General features: G+C 64.7%; 15 protein-coding genes and 2 pseudogenes. 4 read left to right on the top strand and 13 right to left on the bottom strand.

Annotation, left to right across the window (positions count from 1 at the left end; translation table 11 throughout):
* Positions 1–520, top strand: a 520-nt coding sequence (locus BZL41_RS29260; RefSeq protein ID WP_095597450.1) for a calcium-binding protein, incomplete at its 5' end; no start/stop codon positions are given.
* 84 nt (positions 521–604) lie between these two features.
* Here BZL41_RS29260 and BZL41_RS00320 read toward each other — a convergent pair.
* The 13 genes and pseudogenes from BZL41_RS00320 to gap form a co-directional block, all read right to left on the bottom strand.
* Entirely contained in the window at positions 605–1,408 is an 804-nt protein-coding gene (locus BZL41_RS00320) for a bifunctional diguanylate cyclase/phosphodiesterase (RefSeq protein ID WP_168190890.1), read from the bottom strand.
* A 233-nt stretch (positions 1,409–1,641) separates the two neighbouring features.
* Positions 1,642–4,461: a bifunctional diguanylate cyclase/phosphodiesterase gene (locus tag BZL41_RS00315; RefSeq protein ID WP_095597448.1), complete on the bottom strand. Its 2,820-nt coding sequence runs from the start codon at positions 4,459–4,461 to the stop codon at positions 1,642–1,644.
* A 94-nt stretch (positions 4,462–4,555) separates the two neighbouring features.
* Positions 4,556–5,614 carry a chemotaxis response regulator protein-glutamate methylesterase gene (locus BZL41_RS00310; RefSeq protein WP_095597447.1) on the bottom strand — a complete coding sequence of 353 codons (1,059 nt, stop codon included), beginning with the start codon at positions 5,612–5,614 and terminating at the stop codon, positions 4,556–4,558.
* Complete coding sequence (locus BZL41_RS00305; RefSeq protein ID WP_095597446.1) at positions 5,611–6,123, bottom strand: chemotaxis protein CheD; 513 nt, start codon at positions 6,121–6,123, stop codon at positions 5,611–5,613. The genes BZL41_RS00310 and BZL41_RS00305 overlap by 4 nt, the downstream gene beginning before the upstream one ends.
* Complete coding sequence (locus BZL41_RS00300; protein WP_095597445.1) at positions 6,116–6,985, bottom strand: protein-glutamate O-methyltransferase CheR; 870 nt, start codon at positions 6,983–6,985, stop codon at positions 6,116–6,118. Before BZL41_RS00300 ends, BZL41_RS00305 begins: the two co-directional genes overlap by 8 nt.
* Positions 6,982–7,506, bottom strand: coding sequence for a chemotaxis protein CheW (locus BZL41_RS00295; RefSeq protein WP_095597444.1), 525 nt, complete (start codon positions 7,504–7,506; stop codon positions 6,982–6,984). The genes BZL41_RS00300 and BZL41_RS00295 overlap by 4 nt, the downstream gene beginning before the upstream one ends.
* A gap of 58 nt (positions 7,507–7,564) precedes the next feature.
* Positions 7,565–8,476: pseudogene (locus BZL41_RS29320) on the bottom strand (methyl-accepting chemotaxis protein); the annotation flags it as partial.
* A pseudogene (locus tag BZL41_RS29315) lies at positions 8,474–10,099 on the bottom strand (MCP four helix bundle domain-containing protein); the annotation flags it as partial. The pseudogenes BZL41_RS29320 and BZL41_RS29315, both read right to left, overlap by 3 nt.
* Positions 10,100–10,104: 5 nt before the next feature.
* The gene (locus BZL41_RS00285; RefSeq protein ID WP_095597442.1) at positions 10,105–12,276 is read right to left on the bottom strand and encodes a chemotaxis protein CheA; all 2,172 of its coding nucleotides are present in this window, start codon (positions 12,274–12,276) and stop codon (positions 10,105–10,107) included.
* A gap of 13 nt (positions 12,277–12,289) precedes the next feature.
* Positions 12,290–12,598 (bottom strand): lipid asymmetry maintenance protein MlaB, encoded by a 309-nt coding sequence (locus tag BZL41_RS00280; protein WP_095597441.1) that lies wholly within the window; start codon positions 12,596–12,598, stop codon positions 12,290–12,292.
* A 16-nt stretch (positions 12,599–12,614) separates the two neighbouring features.
* Positions 12,615–12,983 carry a response regulator gene (locus BZL41_RS00275; RefSeq protein WP_084337901.1) on the bottom strand — a complete coding sequence of 123 codons (369 nt, stop codon included), beginning with the start codon at positions 12,981–12,983 and terminating at the stop codon, positions 12,615–12,617.
* Positions 12,984–12,992: 9 nt separating this feature from the next.
* Positions 12,993–14,144 carry a methyl-accepting chemotaxis protein gene (locus tag BZL41_RS00270; protein WP_095597451.1) on the bottom strand — a complete coding sequence of 384 codons (1,152 nt, stop codon included), beginning with the start codon at positions 14,142–14,144 and terminating at the stop codon, positions 12,993–12,995.
* Between the two features lie 285 nt (positions 14,145–14,429).
* A complete protein-coding gene (gene gap / locus BZL41_RS00265; RefSeq protein WP_095597440.1) occupies positions 14,430–15,428 on the bottom strand; it encodes a type I glyceraldehyde-3-phosphate dehydrogenase in 999 nt (332 codons plus the stop codon).
* A gap of 327 nt (positions 15,429–15,755) precedes the next feature.
* On the opposite strand from gap, the gene BZL41_RS28790 reads away from it, so the two are divergent.
* The 3 genes from BZL41_RS28790 (at position 15,756) to BZL41_RS27655 (ending at position 19,073) form a co-directional block, all read left to right on the top strand.
* The gene (locus BZL41_RS28790) at positions 15,756–16,940 is read left to right on the top strand and encodes a glycosyltransferase (protein WP_095597439.1); all 1,185 of its coding nucleotides are present in this window, start codon (positions 15,756–15,758) and stop codon (positions 16,938–16,940) included.
* Entirely contained in the window at positions 16,940–18,145 is a 1,206-nt protein-coding gene (locus BZL41_RS00255) for a glycosyltransferase family 4 protein (protein WP_095597438.1), read from the top strand. The genes BZL41_RS28790 and BZL41_RS00255 overlap by 1 nt, the downstream gene beginning before the upstream one ends.
* 157 nt (positions 18,146–18,302) lie before the next feature.
* Positions 18,303–19,073, top strand: coding sequence for a hypothetical protein (locus BZL41_RS27655; RefSeq protein ID WP_143517988.1), 771 nt, complete (start codon positions 18,303–18,305; stop codon positions 19,071–19,073).
* Positions 19,074–19,207 lie beyond the last annotated feature (134 nt).

The raw sequence follows: 19,207 nt of genomic DNA, 5'->3' as shown, positions 1-19,207 counted from the left end.
TGCCGGTAACGACCAACTATTCGGCTGGTACGGCAACGACGTGCTGAATGGCGGAGAGGGTGACGACTGGCTGTATGGCGAGCAGGACGACGACATCCTCGATGGTGGCAGCGGCAACGACTACCTCGATGGCGGCACCGGTTCCGACACCTACCTCTTCGGCAACGGCTCTGGCGTGGATACCATCAACAACTACGACACTGCCGCCGCCAGTGTCGACACGTTGCAGTTCGGGGATGGGGTTTCCGTCGAGCAGTTGTGGTTCCGTCGCAACGGTTCGAACCTGGATGTCAGCATCATCGGCTCGAGTGACAAGGTGTCGATCAGTAGCTGGTATTCCAGCAGCAACTACCATCTGGATCAGTTCAAGATGGCCGATGGCAAGACTCTGCTGGAAAGCCAGGTGCAGTCGCTGGTGGATGCGATGGCTTCCTTTGGTGTGCCGGCGGGCGGGGAGTCGAATCTCTCAGCCGATCAGCGGGCACAGTTGGAGGTGGTGATCGCCGCGAACTGGCAGTAACGCCCCTGGAAAAGGAGAAGGCCCATCATGCGATGGGCCTTTTCTTTTACAGCGGTTCTTTCTGCCAGCGGATCGGGCGGGCGCTCAGAGTGCCGCGCCCGTATCGAACAGCAATTGTTCGAAGGTTTCCTTCGTTATGGGACGGCCGTAGAGGTAGCCTTGGGCGCTATGGCAGCCGTAGCGTTGCAGCATTTCTTCCTGGGAGGGGTCTTCGACGCCTTCGGCCATCAGGCTCATGTTCAGGCTGCTGCCCAGGGCGATGATCGCTTTGATCAGTTCCGTGTTCTCGCTGTCGCGTTTCATGTTGCGGATGAAGAATCGGTCGATCTTCAGGCTATCCACGGGGAAGCGCTTCAGTGGGCTGAGCAGCGACGTGCCCTTGCCGAAGTCGTCGATGACGATGGAGATACCCAGGTCGCGTAGCTGTTCGAGGGTTTCGCAGGCGGAGCCGTTGTCGTGTTGGAGCAAGGCTTCGGTGACTTCCAGGGTAAGCCATTCCGCTTCGCATCGGGTGACCTGGAGAATGCGGCAGACCGAGGCGAGCAGGTCGTTCGGGCCGAACTGGTGCGGCGACAGGTTGACGGCGATCGTCAGGACGCGCCGCCGGTCCTGGTTCCAGTCCACGGCGGTCCGGCAGGCGTTGTGCAGGACCCATTCGCCGATATCGACGATCAGGCCGCTCTCTTCTGCGACGGGGAGGAATTGGTCCGGTGTGAGCTGGCCCTTTTCGGGGTGGTTCCAGCGCAGCAGGGCTTCCGCGCCGATGAGCAGGCCGGTGCCGAGATCGACCTGCGGCTGGTAGTACAGCTCCAATTCGCCGTTCTGTTGGGCCTGGCGCAGATCGGCGGCAGTGGTCTGGCGCTTCGGGTAGATTGTGAGCGGTTGCAAGGTGGACTCTCCGTCCGAAGCGATTCAGCGTTGCAAAAAGTGTTTCTTCCGCATGATTTTGTCCCATGAAGAAGAATGGCCAATTGATATCAAAATGATGCGTCCCCAGGGTTGGGAACCACCATCGGATGCGACTGATTTTCGAGTAATCCGGTTGGGATGAGGGGTAGGGAATTTCCTATTTTCCCTGGTTTTCTCTCCAGCCATCTTTGCCTCGCTCTCCGGGCCTGGCTTCATAGATCTGCGAGCAGTTGTTCGAAGGCTTCTTTCGGCATGGGACGGCCGTAGAAGTAGCCTTGGGCGTTGTGGCAGCCATGGCGTCTCAGCAACGCCTCCTGGGAGGGCTTTTCGACGCCTTCGGCGATGAGGGTCAGGCGCAGGCTGTGGGCCATGGAGATGATCGCCTTGACCAGCTCGGCGCTCCGCTTGTTGTGCTCGATATCGCGGATGAAGGAGCGGTCGATCTTCAGGGTTTCCACCGGGAATCGGTTCAGGTAGCCGAGCGCCGAGTAACCGGTGCCGAAGTCGTCGATGGCGATGGAAAAGCCCATGTCGCTCAGTTGCTTCAAGGTTTCGCGCACGACCGGGTTGTCGTCCAGCAGCAAGCCTTCGGTGATTTCCAGGCTGAGCCAGGCGGGCCGGCAGCCGGTGGCTTGCAGGGCATTGCACACCGAGGCGAGCAGGTCGTTCAGCTTGAACTGGCGTGGCGAGAGGTTGACGGCGACCTTGATACGTCGCTGCCGGTCGCGGTTCCACTCCACTGCCGTGCGGCAAGCGGTGTGCAGCACCCATTCGCCGATGCCGACGATCAGGCCGGTTTCTTCGGCGATGGAGATGAAGTGGTCGGGCTGGATCAGGCCGTCCCGTGGATGGTTCCAGCGCAGGAGCGCCTCCGCGCCGATCAACAGGCCGCTGCTCAGGTCGATCTGCGGCTGGTAGTAAAGCTCCAGTTCGCCGTTCTGCCGGGCATGGCGCAGGTTGGCGGCGATGGCCAGGCGCTGGGTGGTGTGCTGGGTCAGGCTCGGCGTATAGAACTGGAGGTTGTTCCGCCCCTGTTCCTTGGCGTGATAGAGCGCGGTGTCGGCGTATTGCAGCAGTTCCTCGATGGTCTGGCCGTCGTGCGGATAGCGGGAGATGCCGATGCTGGAGTAGATGAACAGCTCGCGGCCCTGGATCCGGCAGACTTCGCCGATGGACTGGAGCAGCGCGTGGCCAGTGCGCTCGAGGTCGGCGACGTCGTGCATGCCGGTCAGGACCAGGGCGAATTCGTCGCCCCCCAGACGGGCGACGGTATCGCCATCGCGCATGGCATCGCCCAGGCGGCGGGCGATTTCCTGCAGCAGATCGTCGCCGGCGGCATGGCCGAGGGTGTCGTTGACGATCTTGAAGTTGTCCAGGTCTAGGATCATTACCGCGATGTGCCGGCCGCCATGGTCGGCCTGGAGCATGGCCTGTTGAAGCCTGGCGTTGAACAACTCGCGGTTGGGCAGGCCGGTCAGGGAGTCGAAGAAGGCGAGGGTGTGCAGTTGTTTCTGATACGCCTTCAGCTTGCTGATGTCCTGCACGGTGCCGAGCATCCGCAATGGCGTGCCGTCTTCGGCATAGGCGATGCGCAACCGGGAGTGCAGGTGCAGCGTGCGTTGGCCGGTGTCGATGCTGTAGTCCATCGCCAGCTCGGTGGTTCGCGCCAGATAGGCCTGCTGAAGGCTGGTGGCGATTCGGTTGCGCTCTTCCTCGGGCAGCATTGCCAGCACCTGTTCGGGGTAGGGAGCCCAACCGTGTGGCTGGCCGAGCAGGCGACAGAGTTCCGCCGAGAGTCGGGTCTTGCGGGTGCGGAAGTCTAGTTGCCAATGGCCGAGACGGGCGAGTGCTTCGGCTTCCTCCAGGCGGCGGCTGGTTTCCTTCAGGGAGGAAATGTCCCGGGCGATGGTGAGCACGCTTTCGACCTGGCCATGGCGGTCGAACTCGGGAACGACGCGGACATGCTGGACGACATGTTCGCCGTTGCCCTTGATCCATTCGATCTCCAGGGCGGTCGGCGTGCCCTTGGCTATTACGTCCAACAGCCCGGCGTGATAGCGGGCGGCCTGTTCCGGGAGGTAGAAGCTGCGCTGGAGCAGCGAAGCGCCCAGCACGTCCGCCGCGTTGGCGCCGAACATGGCTTCGTACGCCGGGTTGCAGTAGATGCGTCGTCCCGTCCGATCGAAGCGCACGATGACGTCCGGCGAATTCTCCACCAGCGTACGGAATTCCTGCTCCTTGATCCGCAGCACCTCTTCGGCCTGACGTTGTCCGGTGATGTCGCGGCCCACTGCCAGCACGCTGACGATCTGCCCGTCGGCCGTGCGCTCCGGGACGATGCGGATATGGCTGATGACCGTTCGTCCATCCGGCGTCTGCCAAGCCAGCTCGTGTTCGGCAGGCTGGCCGCTGTGCAGCACATCGAGGAGCTTGGCTTCGTACGCCAGCATTTCGGCGGTCGCGACATGGCTGGGTTTCTTGCCCAGAAGGCCCTCCACCGGCACTTCGGCCAGGCGGGCGAAGGCGGGGTTGGCGTAGGTCCGTATGCAATCGCGGTCGTAACGGGCGATGGTGTCGGGCGTGTGCTCCGCCAGCATGCGGAACGACTGGGTATCGTTCAGCAATTGCTGTTGGTGGTGCCTGTTCGCCGTGAGGTCGCGGAGGATATGCAGCACCTGGCGGTACCCCAGCGGTACCAGGCGTTGCAGGAACTGACCGCAGCCATGGGGTAGTTGCAGCTCGATCTCGCTGTCGCGTACTTCGCCAGCGGCGACACAGGCCAGGCTGTCGGCTTCCAACTGGCGTGCGGCGCCGGCCGGCAGGCACGCGTCCAGGGCCACGGACGGGGCTTGTTCCGCCAGGCCCAGCAACCGACGCCAGGCCGGGTTGCTGGTGTGCAGGTACAGGCGGGCCTGGTCGTCCAGCTCGTAGAGCGCCATGCCATCCAGGCTGGCGGCGAAGGCCGCGAGGTAAGGCTGAATGGCAGCGCTGTCGTGGTGCGGTGCTGGCGGTGGGGCGAGCAAGTCGTTCATGTCGTACGGCCTGGCGATACGGCCGCTCGTTGCCGCGGCTCTCGGTTGTGTTCACCGGCCACTCCATGGCCGGCTTTGAATGGGTTGGCGTCGATCAGTTGCGTCCTGGCCGCTCCGCGACGATCGCTCCGGGAATCTCGCCAAGGGGCAGGACCTGTTCCGCGGCACCGAGCTTCACGGCCTCCTTGGGCATGCCGAACACCACGCAGGTGGTTTCGTCCTGGGCCAGGGTGTGGGCGCCGGCGTCGCGCATTTCCTTCAATCCACGGGCGCCGTCGCTGCCCATGCCGGTCATGATGATGCCCAGGGCATTGGCTCCGGCGGCGCGGGCGGTGGAGCGGAACAGCACATCCACCGAAGGCCGGTGCCGGCTGACGGGCGGCCCGTCGCGAATCTCCACACGGTATTGCGCACCACTGCGCTGCAGCAGCATGTGCCGGCCACCCGGCGCGATCAGGGCCCGGCCCGGCATCACCCGGTCGCCGTCCTCCGCTTCGCGCACCTCGATCTGGCAGAGCCGGTCGAGCCGCTCGGCGAACGCCTTGGTGAAGTGCTCCGGCATGTGCTGGACGATTACCAGGCCCGGACAGGTACTCGGCAGAACAGTGAGTATCGTTTCCAGCGCTTGGGTTCCACCGGTCGAGGTCCCGATGGCCACCACGCGGTCCGTGGTGTGCAGCATCGCCTGGGTGCTCGAGGGCGGCAGAGCGGGCAGGGCGGATACGGCGGGGCGCGCGGCCAGCCGGCCGAGGTTGGCGCGGGCCGCGCCCTGGATCGCGTGGACCAACTCCTGGCGGCTGTCGATCAGGAACTGCCGGAGGCCCATGCGCGGCTTGGTCACGATGCTGACCGCGCCTTCCGCCAGGGCCTGCAGGGTAGTCTGGGCGCCGGCTTCGGTGAGGGTGGAGCAGATCACCACCGGCGTCGGGCGCTCGGCCATCAGCTTGCGCAGGAACGTCAGGCCATCCATGCGCGGCATTTCCACGTCCAGCACCACTACGTCCGGCCAGCGGCGCTGCATCTTCTCCAGGGCGAACAACGGGTCGGCAGCGACACCGATCACCTCGATATCCGGCTGTTCGGCCAGCAGGGCGGAAAGCACCTGGCGCACTACGGCGGAGTCGTCGACGATCATCACGGCGATCGGCTTCATGCACGCCTGTCCGTCTTGTGGCCGGCCTCGGGGGCGGTGTGCCGGATCGAGACATGGCCGTTCCACAGATCGAAGATCAGGCTGCGATGACCGACACCCTCGACGTGGGCGCCGCTGCAGGCGAGCCCATGGGCGTCGAGCAGGCGCCGGGCGGCCTCGACGTTCTTGCGCCCGACATGGCCCGCGCTCCCCCGTGCGACATCGGGAAACATGCTGCCGCCGCCGAAGAGCTGGATGCGGAATTCGTCGGGGCGCGCCTTGGCGATACGGATTTCGCGCAGCATCAGGTCGAAGGCCTCGTCGGCGTAGCGGCCGTCCAGTTCGCCGCCAGCCATGGACGGCCGGGTCGGCAGAAGGAAGTGGCACATCCCGCCGATCTGCCGGAGCGGATGCCAGCAAACCAGGGAGACGCAGGAACCCAGCAGCGTGCGGATACGTGTGTGGCGGTCGCCGAAGTACAGCTCGCCCGGCTGCAGGAAGACCTCGATGAGCGGGACGGGCTTACGCATGGGGCTTCCGGTAGATCGAGGGGCTGACCAGGCGCAGCTCGTCCGACACCCCGTTGAGGCTTTCCGAGTGGCTGACGATGAAGTAGCCGCCGGGGCGCAGCCGGGGTAGCAGGCGCCGGACGACGCGGCGCTTGGTCTCCTGGTCGAAATAGATCATCACGTTGCGCAGGAAGATGACGTCGAAGTCCCCCAGGTCGGGCAGCGGGGTGTTCAGGTTGACCTGCATGAAGCGGATGCGCTCGCGCAGCTCGGGCTTCACCAGGAAGCAGCCCTCGTGTTCGCCGACGCCCTTCAGGCAGTGCCGTATCAGCATCGAGCGAGGCAGTGCCTGTGCATCGTCCAGACGGTAGAGGCCCGTCCGTGCCTTCTCCAGCACACGGGTGCTGATGTCCGAGGCGACCACCTCCCACGGCTGCTGGCCGAGGCTGTCGGCCAGGGTCATGGCGAGGCTGTAGGGTTCTTCCCCGCTGGAACAGGCGCCGCTCCAGATGCGTATCTTCTGCGGGCCACGGCGTGGCGGCAGGATCTGTTCGCGGAGGAACTCGAAATGCTTCGGCTCGCGGAAGAAGTAGGTCTCGTTGGTGGTCAGCAGGTCGACCGCCACCTGGAGTTCGGCCTGCTCGCGCGCCAGCAGGCGGAAATAGTCGCCGTAGCTGCCCAGGCCGCACTGGCGGATGCGCTTGGCCAGGCGCCCGCTCACCAGCGGCTTCTTGGCGTCGCTCATGCTGATGCCGGCTACTTCGTGGAGCAGGGTGCGGAACTGCCGGAACTCCTGGTCGCTCAGCACGGGCGGGCACGAGGCGCCGCGTTCGCCGGAGCGCCCGGGGGCCCTGTCCTGCTCACCCCGCCGGTATCCGCTCATGGCTGCCCGTCCGCGTGCTGCGCGGCGCTGGCCAGGTCGGCGAGTTCGTCGACGGAAAGCACCCGGCCGATGTCGAGCAGGATGACGAAGCGTCCGCCGACCTTGCCCATGCCGAGGATGAAATCGGTGCGGATGTGGGTACCGAAGGCGGGGGGAGGCTCGATGTCCGCCGGGGCGATTTCCAGCACTTCGTTGACGGCATCCACCACCACGCCGAGCACCTGCCGCCCCTCGGCGTGCTGGACTTCGAGGATGACGATGCAGGTACGCCGACCGACCACCGTGACGGGGCCGCCGAAACGCGCGCCGAGGTCGATCACCGGGACCACCGCGCCGCGCAGGTTGATCACGCCACGAATGCTGGGCGGCATCATGGGGATCGCGGTGACCTGGCCGTACTCGATGATTTCCTTGACGCAGAGCGTACCCACGGCGAACTGCTCGCCGCCCAGGGTGAAGGTGAGGTACTGGCGGGATTCCGCGGCGAGGTCGCGCGTATCCGCCTTGATCAGTTGACCCATGAACGTCTCCTGGAGGGGCCGCCGCCGTGAGCGCGGCCCTCGTCACTGTTGGACCGCATCATTCCTCGAAGACAGTAAAGCCCGCCGGTATCGCCATCGCCGGACGGCGTGGAATGACACTGCCGAGCGCGCGCTCCGCAACCGGCGCGGCGGCGTGCGGGCGGCGCGCGTCACCGGAGGGCTCGTCCAGGGTGAAGAACGCCATCAACCGCTGCAACTGCTCGGCCTGGCCGCTCATCTCCTCGGCGGTGGCGGCCAGTTCCTCGGAAGAAGATGCGTTCTGCTGGGTGATCTGGCTGAGCTGGTTCATCGCCATGTTGATCTGGCCGACACCGGCGGATTGCTCGGACGAGGCGGCCGCGATTTCCTGCACCAGGTCGGAGGTCTTGGCGATGCTCGGCAGCATGTCGTCCAGCAGGCTGCCGGCGCGCTCGGCCAGGGCCACGCTGCCCTTGGCCACTTCACCGATTTCCTGGGCGGCGACCTGGCTGCGCTCGGCCAGCTTGCGTACTTCGGCGGCGACCACGGCGAAGCCCTTGCCGTGCTCGCCGGCGCGGGCCGCTTCGATGGCGGCGTTGAGGGCGAGCAGGTTGGTCTGGTAGGCGATGTCGTCAATGATGCCGATCTTCTCGGCGATGGATTTCATGGCGACGACGGTGTCCTTGACCGCCTCGCCACCCTCGCTCGCCTGGCGGGCGGCGCTGGAGGCCATGCCATCGGTGACCCGGGCGTTCTCGGTGTTCTGCTCGACCGAGGCGGACATCTGCTCCATGGAGGCGGAGGTCTCTTCGACGCTGGCCGCCTGTTCGCTGGAGGCCTGGCTCAGGCTCTGGGCGGTGGCCGAGACCTGTTCCGAGGCGCTGGACAGCGAGTCCGCCGCGCCGCGCACGTCGCCGATGATCCCGGACAACGTGTGGATGGTGGCGTTGACCGAGTGCTTGAGGCCATCGAAGGCGCCCTGGTAGGCGTTCTCGATCACCTGGGTCAGGTCGCCGCGTTCGAGGCCAGCCAGGACCCGCTGGACATCCGCCAGTGCGTTTTCGCTGGTACCGACGATGCGGTTCATGCCCTCGGCGACCAGTTGGTAAAAGCCGGTCTTGTTCTCCTCGGCGACCCGTGCGGAGAAGTCGCCGGCCGCGGCAGCGGCCACCACCTGGGCGATCTCCTGTTCGGCGGCCACTTCGGCGGTGCGGTCGATCCATTCCAGCACGGTACCGAGCCGGGTTCCGGCCAGGTCGTAGATGGGGCTGGCACTAAGGCGGAAGGTCAGGCCGCCGACGGATATCTGGGCGACATGCGTGCCGCGCAGATGGCTGAGCAGGTTGCGCTGGTGGCTGGGGTTCTTGTGGAAGGCATCGAAGTTGGTACCGATGATCTGGTCCGCGCGGAACTGCGGCAGCAGCTTGCGGAAGCTCGCCTCGGACTGGCGCATCAGGGCTTCGGTGGCCTTGTTCATGTAGCGGATGATGCCGTCGTTGTCCGCCATCATCACGTTGACCGAGGCATTGTCCAGGGTGGTGCGGATGGTAGTGGCCACGGCAGCGGCGGCTGCGGCGTCCTTGAGCTGCTGGCGGGTCCGCTCGATCACTTCGTTGATGAACGCTTTCTTGCCGGGGAAGCGTTCCAGCGGCGCATCGAAGTCGCCCTCGCCGAACGCGGCGATGCAGGCCATAGCCTTCTTCTTCACGGCGATGTGGCCCTCGACCATGGTGTTGACCCCTTCCGCCATGGCCCGGTAGGCGCCCTGGAAGCGTTCGGTGTCGACGCGGACGTCGATGTCGCCCCGGTCGTGCTCGGCGGACATCCGGTTCATCTCGGCGATCAGCGATTGCAGGCTGGCCGACACGCCCTGGATGGCGGTTTGTAGCTGGCCGGTCTCGTCGCGGCGGTCGATGGCGATTTCCCCGGACAGATCGCCGGCGGCCAGGCGGTTGGCCATCTGCATGGACTCGGTCAGCGGACGCACGATGGAGCGGGTGATGAGAACCGCGACCAGGGCGCCCAGCGCCACGGCGACGCCCAGCAGGATCAGCGTCATGCGCACCCCGGCGTCGTGGTTCGCTTCGGCCTGGGCCGCCGCTTCTCCGGTCTTGCGCTGCTGGTAGGCGAGCATGGCGTCCAGGGCCTTGAAGAGGCTTTCCTGCACGGGTGCCACTTCGTTCATCAGCAGGTCGGCGGCCTCGGCGTTGCGACCGGATTCGCTGAACCGCAGCGCACGGTCCACCAGCGGCACGGCCGCTTCGAAGTGCGTGCGGATGTCGCTGCTGAGCGTCTTGGCTTCGTCCGTGGTGACGCTGTCGCTCATGGCGTCGAGCACCTTGGTGAATTCCGTCCGCGCGGCGAGGACGCGGTCGGTCTCCTGGCGGATGCGCGCGCTATCGTCGGTGAGCAGGGTGTTGCGGGTGGCACGGGCGACGATGTTCATCTGGTTGCGCAGGGTGGCGACCTGCATCACCCGCTGCATGCGCAGGTTGACGATCTCATCGAGATCCTCCCGGGTATGTTGCAGGCGGCTGATGCCGTTCCAGGCCAGGAGAGCCATCAGCACCAGAATGCTGGCGAAACCCAGGACGAGGCGGATACCGATTCGCATGTTCTTCATAGCGATTCCTTCAGAAAAGTGTGGGGATGCGCCTCGTGGCGCTGGCTGGCGAGGTGCTGGATCAGCCCTGCCACGTCGAGGATCAGGGCGACCTCGCCGCTGCCGAGGATGGTGAAGCCGCCAATGCCGCGGATACGGCCGAAGACTTTGCCGAGGGGCTTGATCACGGTCTGGAACTCGCCCATCAACTGGTCGACCACCAGTCCGGCGCGCAGGCCGCCGAACTGCACGATCACCACGTTCTGCCGGCGTGGCGGCGTGCCTTCGATGTCGAACAGGCTGCGCAGGCGGATGAACGGCAGGACCTCGCCGCGCAGGTTGAGATAGTCGTGGCCGCTCTCGCAGTCCAGCTCGATGCACTCCACCACCAGGTCCTGCGGGACCACGTAGGCCGCGTTGCCGACGCCCACCAGAAAGCCGTCGATGATCGCCAGGGTCAGTGGCAGGCGGATGCGCACCCTGGTGCCCAGGCCCTCGGTGCTGTCCAGTTCGATGCTGCCGCGCAGGGCGGCGATGTTGCGTTTCACCACGTCCATGCCGACGCCGCGGCCGGAGAGGTTGCTGATCTGTTCCGCCGTGGAGAAGCCGGGTTCGAAGATCAGGTTGAGAATCTCCGCATCGCCGAGGGGCGCGCCTTCTGCGACCAGACCGCGCTCGATGGCCTTGCGCAGGATGCGTTCGCGGTTCAGGCCGCCGCCGTCGTCGGCCACCTCGATGACGATGCTGCCCGACTCGTGGTAGGCGTTCAGCCGCAGCAGACCCTGGGCCGGCTTGCCCCGGGCGAGGCGCGTCTCGGCGGGCTCGATGCCGTGGTCCATGGCGTTGCGCACCAAGTGGGTGAGCGGGTCGCCGATCTTCTCCACCAGGGTCTTGTCCAGCTCGGTCTCGCCGCCGCTGATTTCCAGGTGGATGTCCTTGCCCAGTTCCTTGGCCACGTCGCGCACCACCCGCTGGAAGCGGTTGAAGGTGGCGCCGATCTGCACCATGCGCAGGGTGAGCGCCGAGTCGCGGACCTCTTCCACCAGCCGCGAGAGCAGGGCGGTGGCTTCCATCAGTTCGCCGTTGCCGGCACGCTGGGCGACCAGGCTGGCTCCGGCGCCGGCGATGATCAGCTCGCCGATCAGGTCGATCAGTTGGTCGAGCTTGCCGGCGTCGACCCGGATCAGGTTGTTCGCCGCCTGGCGGTGCTCCTTGACCTGCTGTTGCTTCTTCAGCGCCGCCTCGACCACTGGCGGGTGGACGATGCCTTGCTCCACCAGCAACTGGCCGACCGGTGCCGGCGGAACGTCATGCGCCTGGCTACGCAGCACCTCGGCCAGTTCGGCTTCGGTGAGCGTGCCGCAGCGCACCAGGATTTCGCCCAGGCGCATGTCTTCCTCGGGCAGCGCCTGGATGAGCTGCTGGTACTCGGCCGTGCGGCTGTGTGGCGGCAGGATGCGGATCAGGCTGTCGTCCCGGATGAACTCGAAGACGTCTTCCAGCGTGGCCTTGTCGGTGTCGCTGCGGAAGGCGATCTCGAAGCCCAGGTAGCAGCTTTCCGGGTCCATGTCGTCCGCGCCCGGCAGGCTGTCGGTGAGGGTGACGATGTGCAGGATCCGGCCAAGGGTGGCCAGGTAGCGAACGAACGCCAGCGGGTCCATGCCGTTGCGCAGCAAGTCCTGGCCGAAGCGCAGGGAAATGTGCCAGTGATCGGTCCCGACGGTATCCGCGGCGCGCTCCACGCTGGCCCCGGCGGAACAGGTCGCGGGCGGCTGAGCGGTTGCGTCGCGTGCGGGGCCGTCGTCCAGCAGGCCGTTCAGCCAGTCGAGCAGGTGGGTGCCGTTTTGCCGCACGCTGTCCTCCGGTTCTCTGTGTTCCGCCGCCCGTTTCACCAGGACGCCGATGTGATCGCAGACCTGCAGGAAAAGCGCGGCCAGCTCCTCGGTGAAGCGCAGCCGGCCGGCGCGGACGAGATCCAGCACGCTCTCCGCCACATGGGTGAAGGCGACGATGCCGTCCAGGCCGAACAGCCCGGCGGAACCCTTGATGGTGTGCGCCGCACGGAAAATCGCGTTGATCGTGTCCGGATCGTCGGGCGCCTGTTCGATGTGCAGCAGGGCCTCTTCCATCTGCTGCAACAGCTCCAGGCTCTCGGCGATGAAGGTATGCAGGGCGTCGTCCAGGTTCATGGGCGTGCGCTCGTCATGGCCGGGTGGGGTGGAGCAGGATCGGATCGCCGAAGAAACCCGCCAGGCCGCACAGCTCGATGGCCTCGAGGACCGCCGGGCTGTGGTTGCAGAACTGCAGGGTCAGGCTGCGTGCGCGAGCCTCCTTCTTCGCCAGCAGCAAGAGCTGCAGGCCGGCCGTATCCAGCTCCTGCACCGCGCCGAGGTCCAGTTCGAGATGCTCGTCCTCGAGCAGGGGGGCGAGCAGCCGCGGCTTCCATTCGCTGGCGGTGTAGATTGTCAGCTCGCCGGCGACAGCGAGTTGCCGGGTCTGGGCACGGGTCATGTCTGCTTCCCTCGAATCACGGCAGGACTAGCTTGGAGACCGCCGCGAGCATCTGGGCGGGCTGGAACGGCTTGACCACCCAGGCCTTGGCGCCGGCCGCCTGGCCTTCCTGCTTCTTGGCGTCGCTGACTTCGGTGGTGAGCATGATCACCGGCGTGAACTTGTAGGCCGGGAGCTGCTTGGCCGCGCGGACGAAGGACAGGCCGTCCATGTTCGGCATGTTCACGTCGCTGATGATCAGGTGCAGCTTGCGGCCGTCGAGCTTGCTCAGCGCGTCCTTGCCGTCGCAGGCCTCGACAGTGTCGTAGCCGGCGCCCTTGAGGGCGATGCTGACGACTTGGCGCAGAGAAGCGGAGTCGTCGACGATCATGATGGTCTTGGCCATGTCTGGGTCCTAGAAGAAGGTGATATCGGATTCGGAAGAGGCGGTGCGGTGGGCGCCGCCGTGGTGAACGGCGTGTTGTTCCGGCACGGTGTAGGTCCGCGCCAACTGGTCGAGCCAGGCATCGGCGTCGATGGGTTGGGGAGTCCGGCCGGCGTCGCGGTCGTCTCCCCGCTGGCCGATGTGCCGGTGAAGCCGTTCCAGGTCGTTGCGTACCAGCACGAGTACCTGGCTGACGCGGTCCTGGAACTGCAAGGCAACCAGCACTTCGGCGACTTCATGGCCCACTGCGGCGCTTTCTTCGCGCAGCAGCCGGGAGGAGCCGAGAAGGGCGTCGGTGGCATCGCGGAAACGCTGGATCACCTGCTCGATCACCTGGCCCGAGTGGTCCACGGTGGCTTCGTCCTGGTCGGCGTACTGACGGGAAATCGCCAGTGTGCCGGCGATGGCGGCGCTCACCGTTTCCACGGTTTCGCCGATGCGCTTGCCGGTTTCGCCGGACAACGACGACAGCTTGCGAATCTCGTCGGCCACCACGGCAAAGCCGCGTCCTACCTCGCCGGCGCGGGCCGCTTCGATGGCCGCGTTGAGCGCCACCAGGTTGGTCTGCTTGGCGATGTTGCCGACGTCCAGGGCCATCGCGCGCAGTTGCTCGGTCAGGTTGGCCAGTTCGGTCACCTGTTGCAGCAACGCCGATTTGTTGGCCAGCGCGGTGCGCAGGGCACCGATGACGGAATCCAGCTCCTGCTGGCTGTTGCCGAGCAGGTCGACCAGGGCCGTGTCCGCACCGCCTTCGCGGCTACTGGCGAGGGCCTGCTCGACACGCTGGGCGAGGCTGGCGAAACGCTCAGTCAGCGCGGTGATGGCGTCCTCGGTGTGCTCGCGGGCGAAGTCGATCTGCCCGGACCAGACCGGCAAGACGCCCCGGCAGGTAGGCTCTAGGCCGCACTGGCACAGGGCTTTCTCCGCGGTGGCCCGATCCGCCTGGGCCTGTTCGTCAAGGGTTTGAAAGGCCTTGTCCCGCGCCCGGATCAAGGAAGACAGCAGCACGGTCGTGCCCAGCCCGAGGAACAGAAGCGCGATGGCAAGCGTGACGGGCAGACGCTGGAGTCCTCCCACCAGCACGATGCTGCCACTGCCAAAAAGCACGGATGGGAGAGGCATCAGGAATACCCAGGCAGATTGGCCCGGGGCGGTGGCAGGTTGTTTCAAGGAGAAGTCTCCATCCGATACGCGGCAAGGCGGGCTCACGACCTGTCCACGGCAAGCGTGCGGTGTGGCTTTTTGATAGCAAAATGATGCCTATTGAGACGCCTGTGCCACCATCGGCTGAGGCTGATTTTCAGGTAGGTGGATTGGAGGTGTTGGGTAAGGAATTCCCTATGCTGGAAAAAGGCGAAGAAGGAGGCTGCACCGGGCGCTCCGGCGGAGCGCCCGGAACGGCCGGATTCAACTGGCCGGCCAAGCCAGCGCCACATCCAGCATGCGGTTGGCGAAGCCCCATTCGTTGTCATACCAGGCCAGGACCTTCACCAGATCGCCCTGGACGCGGGTGTGGCTCAGGTCCGCTACGCAGGACACCGGGTAGCCATTGAAGTCGCTCGATACCAGCGGCAGTTCGTTGCACTCCATCACCCCGGCCGGCATGCGTTGCGCACCTTCGCGCAGGGCATCGTTGATCGCTTCTACGCTGGCCGGACGCTCTGCGGTGAAGGTCAGGTCCAGCAGCGAGACATTCGGCGTCGGCACGCGCACGGCGAGGCCATCCAGGCGTCCGGAAAGCTCCGGCAGCACCAGCCCGATGGTCTTGGCCGCACCGGTGCTGGTGGGAATCATCGACTGGGTGGCGGCGCGGGCGCGGTAGAGATCGTGATGCGGTCGGTCCAGCAGGTTCTGGTCGTTGGTATAGGCATGCACCGTGGTCATCAGCCCCTGGCGGATGCCCACCGCTTCATGCAGCACCTTCGCCAGCGGCGCCAGGCAATTGGTGGTGCAGGACGCGTTGGAAACGATCTGCTGACTGCCCAGTTGGTTGTGATTGACGCCGTAGACCACCGTCAGATCAGCGCTTTCCATCGGGTGCGACAGCAGTACCCGCCGGGCGCCCGCATCCAGGTGCAGCTCAGCCTGCGGCCGCTTCTTGAACTTGCCCGAGCACTCCAGCACCAGATCGACACCCAGCTCTCCCCACGGCAGATTGCCCGGCTCGCGCTCGCGCAACAGGCGGATGCGCTGGCCGTTCACCTCCAGGTTGTCTTCCTCCTGGGCAATACGCCCGGAGAAGCGGCCAAAGGTGGAGTCGAAGCGGGTCAGATGGGCGAGAGTGGGGGCGTCACCGAGGTCGTTGATCGCCTCCAGATGGATCGAGCGCTCCAGACCGCGTTCGTACAGCGAACGAAGCAGGGCGCGGCCGATGCGTCCGTAACCGTTGATGGCAATACGCAACATGAGCATTCCTCCGCGGGGTGAGCTGCCTTTTCAGCTTAGGTGGACCCTGGCGGAGGGAGTTCGGCGAGAGTGTGGCAAAAGGTCTCGGACAGAAAGTGACCGGCATCGAAGCTTGGGTGTGAGCGGTTTATTGATGGTCGAAATGCGGCCGGTAAGCCCTCGGGAGTCCCGCCCTAAGGCTTTCCCGACGCGTGTAAGTGTTTGGATATCCGACACTTTTTTGTGACGCGTTCTGCTCCGGCGATTTCCCTTCCCTTAGGACAATGATGGCATTCGGGTGGCGGCGACGACCGTGACCGCGCATGGCTGTCGGACAGGGAGCGAGTCATGGGGCGACATTTCGTAATGTGTTGGGAGCTGGGCGCGGACCTTGGCCATGTCAGCCAGATGGCGACCATCGCTGCGGTATTGCGTGACCGGGGGCAGCGCGTCAGCGTGGTACTGGCGGACGTCACCCAGGCACCGCGCTATTTCGGCCCGCTCGGCGTCCCCTGGTTTCAAGCTCCTCAACCACCTGCCCACCATCCAGGCGAAATACCGCTCAACCATGCCGACCTTCTCTGGCGAAGCGGCTACCACGACGCCGTCTCCCTGAGCGGCCTGCTTCAAGCATGGCGCTCCCTTTTCGATCTGCTCCAGCCCGACCTGATCATCGCCGAGGCCGCGCCGACTGCGACCCTGGCGGCACGCTGCGATGGCGTGCGCTGTGTCTGTCTCGACAACGGGTTCTTCGTCCCGCCGCCCGGCGATCCCCTGCCGGCTCTACGCAGTTGGGAGCCCGTGCCGCTCGACGAGTTGCAGCGGCGCGAGGCGCGTGTCCAGCGTGTGATCGATCAGGTATTGGCGAGCCAAGGGAGGCCCGGTTTAGGTAGCTTCTCCCGGCTGTTCGAGGTGGAAACCCACTGGCTGACCTGGCCGGAACTCAACCACTTCGGCCCACACTCGCCCAACCTGCACCTGGGCGCTATCCAGGGCCTCACATCCGGCCAACGCTTGCCTTGGCCCGACGGTATGGGGCGCAAAGTCTTCGCTTATCTGAAGCCGGATCACTCCCACGCCATCCCTGTGTTGGAAGGCTGCCTCAGGCGTGGCGACCGCATGCTCGCCTACTTGCCACGCTGGCCGGCGGGCGAGTTGAGACGCTTGGCGAGTCTGGGCGCGATCCACATCAGCCAAGCCCCCTTGGACATGCACGCGCTTCTGGAAAGCGGCGATCTGGTCGTCTGCCACGGCGGCTTCGGTACCGTCAGCCAATCGCTGCGCGCCGGCAAGCCGCTGTTACTCCTGCCATCCCATGTCGAGCAGGTACGTACCGCCCAGGCGGCGGCAGCCTTGGGCGTGGCCGTCGTGCCCGAGGAGGACCGGGCATCGCGGCGGCTGCGTATCGATGGCGAGGCATTGGAACGAGCCCGCATCAGGGCTGCCGACCATGCGCTGCGCCTGGGATCGGCCGAGAAGAGCTTGGGGCGCCTGCTGGACATTCTTCTTTCGGCTGCCGGGAGGGCTGCCTGATGCGCATCTTGATCATCCACCAGAATTTCCCCGGCCAGTTCCGCCATGTCGCCCGTTGCCTGTTGGCGCAACCGGGCGTGGAGGTGCTGGCCATCGGACGCGACACCGCCCCTGGCCTCGCCGGCGTGCCGCTGCTGCGCTACAAACCGCATCGCACGGCGAGCGAGGCGATCCATCCCTACCTGCGTCCCTTCGAGGACGGCGTGCTGCATGGCCAGCAGGTTCTGCGTCTGCTGCTCGACCTCAAGCGCAAGGGCTATCGGCCGGACATCATCCTGGCTCATCCCGGCTGGGGCGAAACGCTCTTCGCCAGGGACGCCTTTCCCGCTGCCCGGCTGATCCACTTCTGCGAGTTCTACTATCACGCCCACGGTGCCGACGCGAACTTCGACCCGGAATTCCCGCTGGACCTCGACGGCGCCGCGCGCATCCGTACCCGCAACGCCCTGCACCTGCTCAACCTGGAACACTGCGACCAAGGCATCGCCCCGACCCGCTGGCAGCTCGACCTGCACCCCGAGGCCTATCGGTACAAACTCATCCAACTGCATGAGGGCATCGACACCCGCGTCCTCCAGCCCGATCCCCGCGCAACGCTGCCACTCCCCAACGGAACCGTCCTGCGCGCCGGCATGCCGGTACTCACCTACGTCGCCCGCAACCTGGAGCCGTACCGTGGCTTCCATACCTTCATGCGTGCGCTGCCGTCGATCCTCCGCGAACACCCGGACTGCCAGGTGGTGGTCATCGGCGGCGACGACGTGAGCTACGGCGGTCGCCCGAAAGACGCGGAAAACTGGCGCAGCAAACTGCTCCGGGAAAACCCCGTCGACCCCGCCCACGTGCACTTCCTTGGCAAAGTGCCCTATGCCACCTACCGCCAGGCTTTGCAGGTGTCCGCGATACACACCTACCTGACCTACCCCTTCGTCCTCTCCTGGTCGCTCCTCGAAGCCATGGCCTGCGGCTGCCTCATCGTCGCCTCCGACACCGCCCCCGTGCGCGAAGCGATCCAGCACGGAGAAAACGGCCTGCTCGTGGACTTCTTCGATCCCCAGGCACTGGCCGAGGCGGCCCTGGATGCACTGAACAACCCGGCGCGCCACCTGGAAAAAAGAAAACAGGCCCGGCGAACAGCGGAGGGATATGACATTGAAGTAGGTAATGGGCGGTATTTGGAATTGATGGGAGTGAGTCGTGGGTAGTTACGGGAAGTTGATAATGCGGTGGAGAAAGTTCGGTGTTAATGATTCTTTGCGCTGTGATTGAATTGGAAGGAAGTGTGGCGGTAGAGGGTTTGCATGAGGGAAGGAGTTTTGTTGATGGGAATGGGTTGGCCATGGAGAAAAAGAAGGAAGGACTATGGGTGTTGATATGCAAAAATTAATGCTGCTTGGTCTGCTGCTTTCATCATTCTTGGGAACGCTGACAATGTGGTGGTGGATGCCGCTTTTGGCCCAAAGGTCCGGTATTCGAAAAGGTGTTCGGCGTATTCCGTTATATCTCGTGCCAACGGCATTGCTGGCTTTCAGCATCTGGGGTTTATTCTTCGTCAATCCATTGCCCAGCGACGAGGAAATGATCGCCCACTTTCAGGAACATCGGCAGGATATCGAAGCGCTTATCCAGGCGTATTACAACGCTCCTGAACCTCTGCCTGGGCAGCATAGAGTGCAGTGGGATGCTTCGCCTGAAATTCAGGCCATCAAGCGGCGGGCCGGAGTGGATCGTGTAAATCATACAATGGGGTATTGGCCTCCCGATCCTTACTCAGTCGAATGGGCCAAGAAAGTGGATGATATTGATGCCGGAACCGCAGAGGGCCGTTATGCCTTACGGCAATTCGAAGCTCTACAAGTGGATATGCTTGATCTGCGTTATACACAACTTCCGCTGCGCTATCCGCCTCTTGTCTGGAAAAGCCTGTTCTACATCCCTGCCGTTGCGCGTACTCACGAAAGAAAACTCTGGCCCCCGGTATCTTCGAGGCCACGGGTATTCGGAAAATATGAGGATGATGCGGATCGCATACTTCCGGATCTAACTAACTATCCACCTGATTGGAAAAAGGGTGAATGCGTATACCGACAACTGGATACGCATTGGTTCATTCGTATGTGCCGTGCGGCATAAATTCAAAGGCCATAAGGAAGAGGGAAGATGACCACTATTCATTTGAACTTGGGAAACCACGTCCTTAGGACGTGGTCATGAGTCACCGGCTCTGCCTGTGACGATTTGAGAGGCTCATGTTTAGTCCTCGGTTG

The organism is Pseudomonas sp. PIC25 (assembly GCF_002286785.1).
Taxonomy (GTDB): domain Bacteria; phylum Pseudomonadota; class Gammaproteobacteria; order Pseudomonadales; family Pseudomonadaceae; genus Pseudomonas_M.
This window is presented reverse-complemented; position numbering and strand designations above follow the sequence as displayed.

Coding starts and splice junctions, on each gene's coding strand:
- BZL41_RS00315 (WP_095597448.1), bottom strand. CDS start 4,461: ATGAACGACTTGCTCGCCCCACCGCCAGCACCGCACCACGACAGCGCT.
- BZL41_RS00310 (WP_095597447.1), bottom strand. CDS start 5,614: ATGAAGCCGATCGCCGTGATGATCGTCGACGACTCCGCCGTAGTGCGC.
- BZL41_RS00305 (WP_095597446.1), bottom strand. CDS start 6,123: ATGCGTAAGCCCGTCCCGCTCATCGAGGTCTTCCTGCAGCCGGGCGAG.
- BZL41_RS00300 (WP_095597445.1), bottom strand. CDS start 6,985: ATGAGCGGATACCGGCGGGGTGAGCAGGACAGGGCCCCCGGGCGCTCC.
- BZL41_RS00295 (WP_095597444.1), bottom strand. CDS start 7,506: ATGGGTCAACTGATCAAGGCGGATACGCGCGACCTCGCCGCGGAATCC.
- BZL41_RS00285 (WP_095597442.1), bottom strand. CDS start 12,276: ATGAACCTGGACGACGCCCTGCATACCTTCATCGCCGAGAGCCTGGAG.
- BZL41_RS00280 (WP_095597441.1), bottom strand. CDS start 12,598: ATGACCCGTGCCCAGACCCGGCAACTCGCTGTCGCCGGCGAGCTGACA.
- BZL41_RS00275 (WP_084337901.1), bottom strand. CDS start 12,983: ATGGCCAAGACCATCATGATCGTCGACGACTCCGCTTCTCTGCGCCAA.
- BZL41_RS00270 (WP_095597451.1), bottom strand. CDS start 14,144: ATGCCTCTCCCATCCGTGCTTTTTGGCAGTGGCAGCATCGTGCTGGTG.
- gap (WP_095597440.1), bottom strand. CDS start 15,428: ATGTTGCGTATTGCCATCAACGGTTACGGACGCATCGGCCGCGCCCTG.
- BZL41_RS28790 (WP_095597439.1), top strand. CDS start 15,756: ATGGGGCGACATTTCGTAATGTGTTGGGAGCTGGGCGCGGACCTTGGC.
- BZL41_RS00255 (WP_095597438.1), top strand. CDS start 16,940: ATGCGCATCTTGATCATCCACCAGAATTTCCCCGGCCAGTTCCGCCAT.
- BZL41_RS27655 (WP_143517988.1), top strand. CDS start 18,303: ATGGGTGTTGATATGCAAAAATTAATGCTGCTTGGTCTGCTGCTTTCA.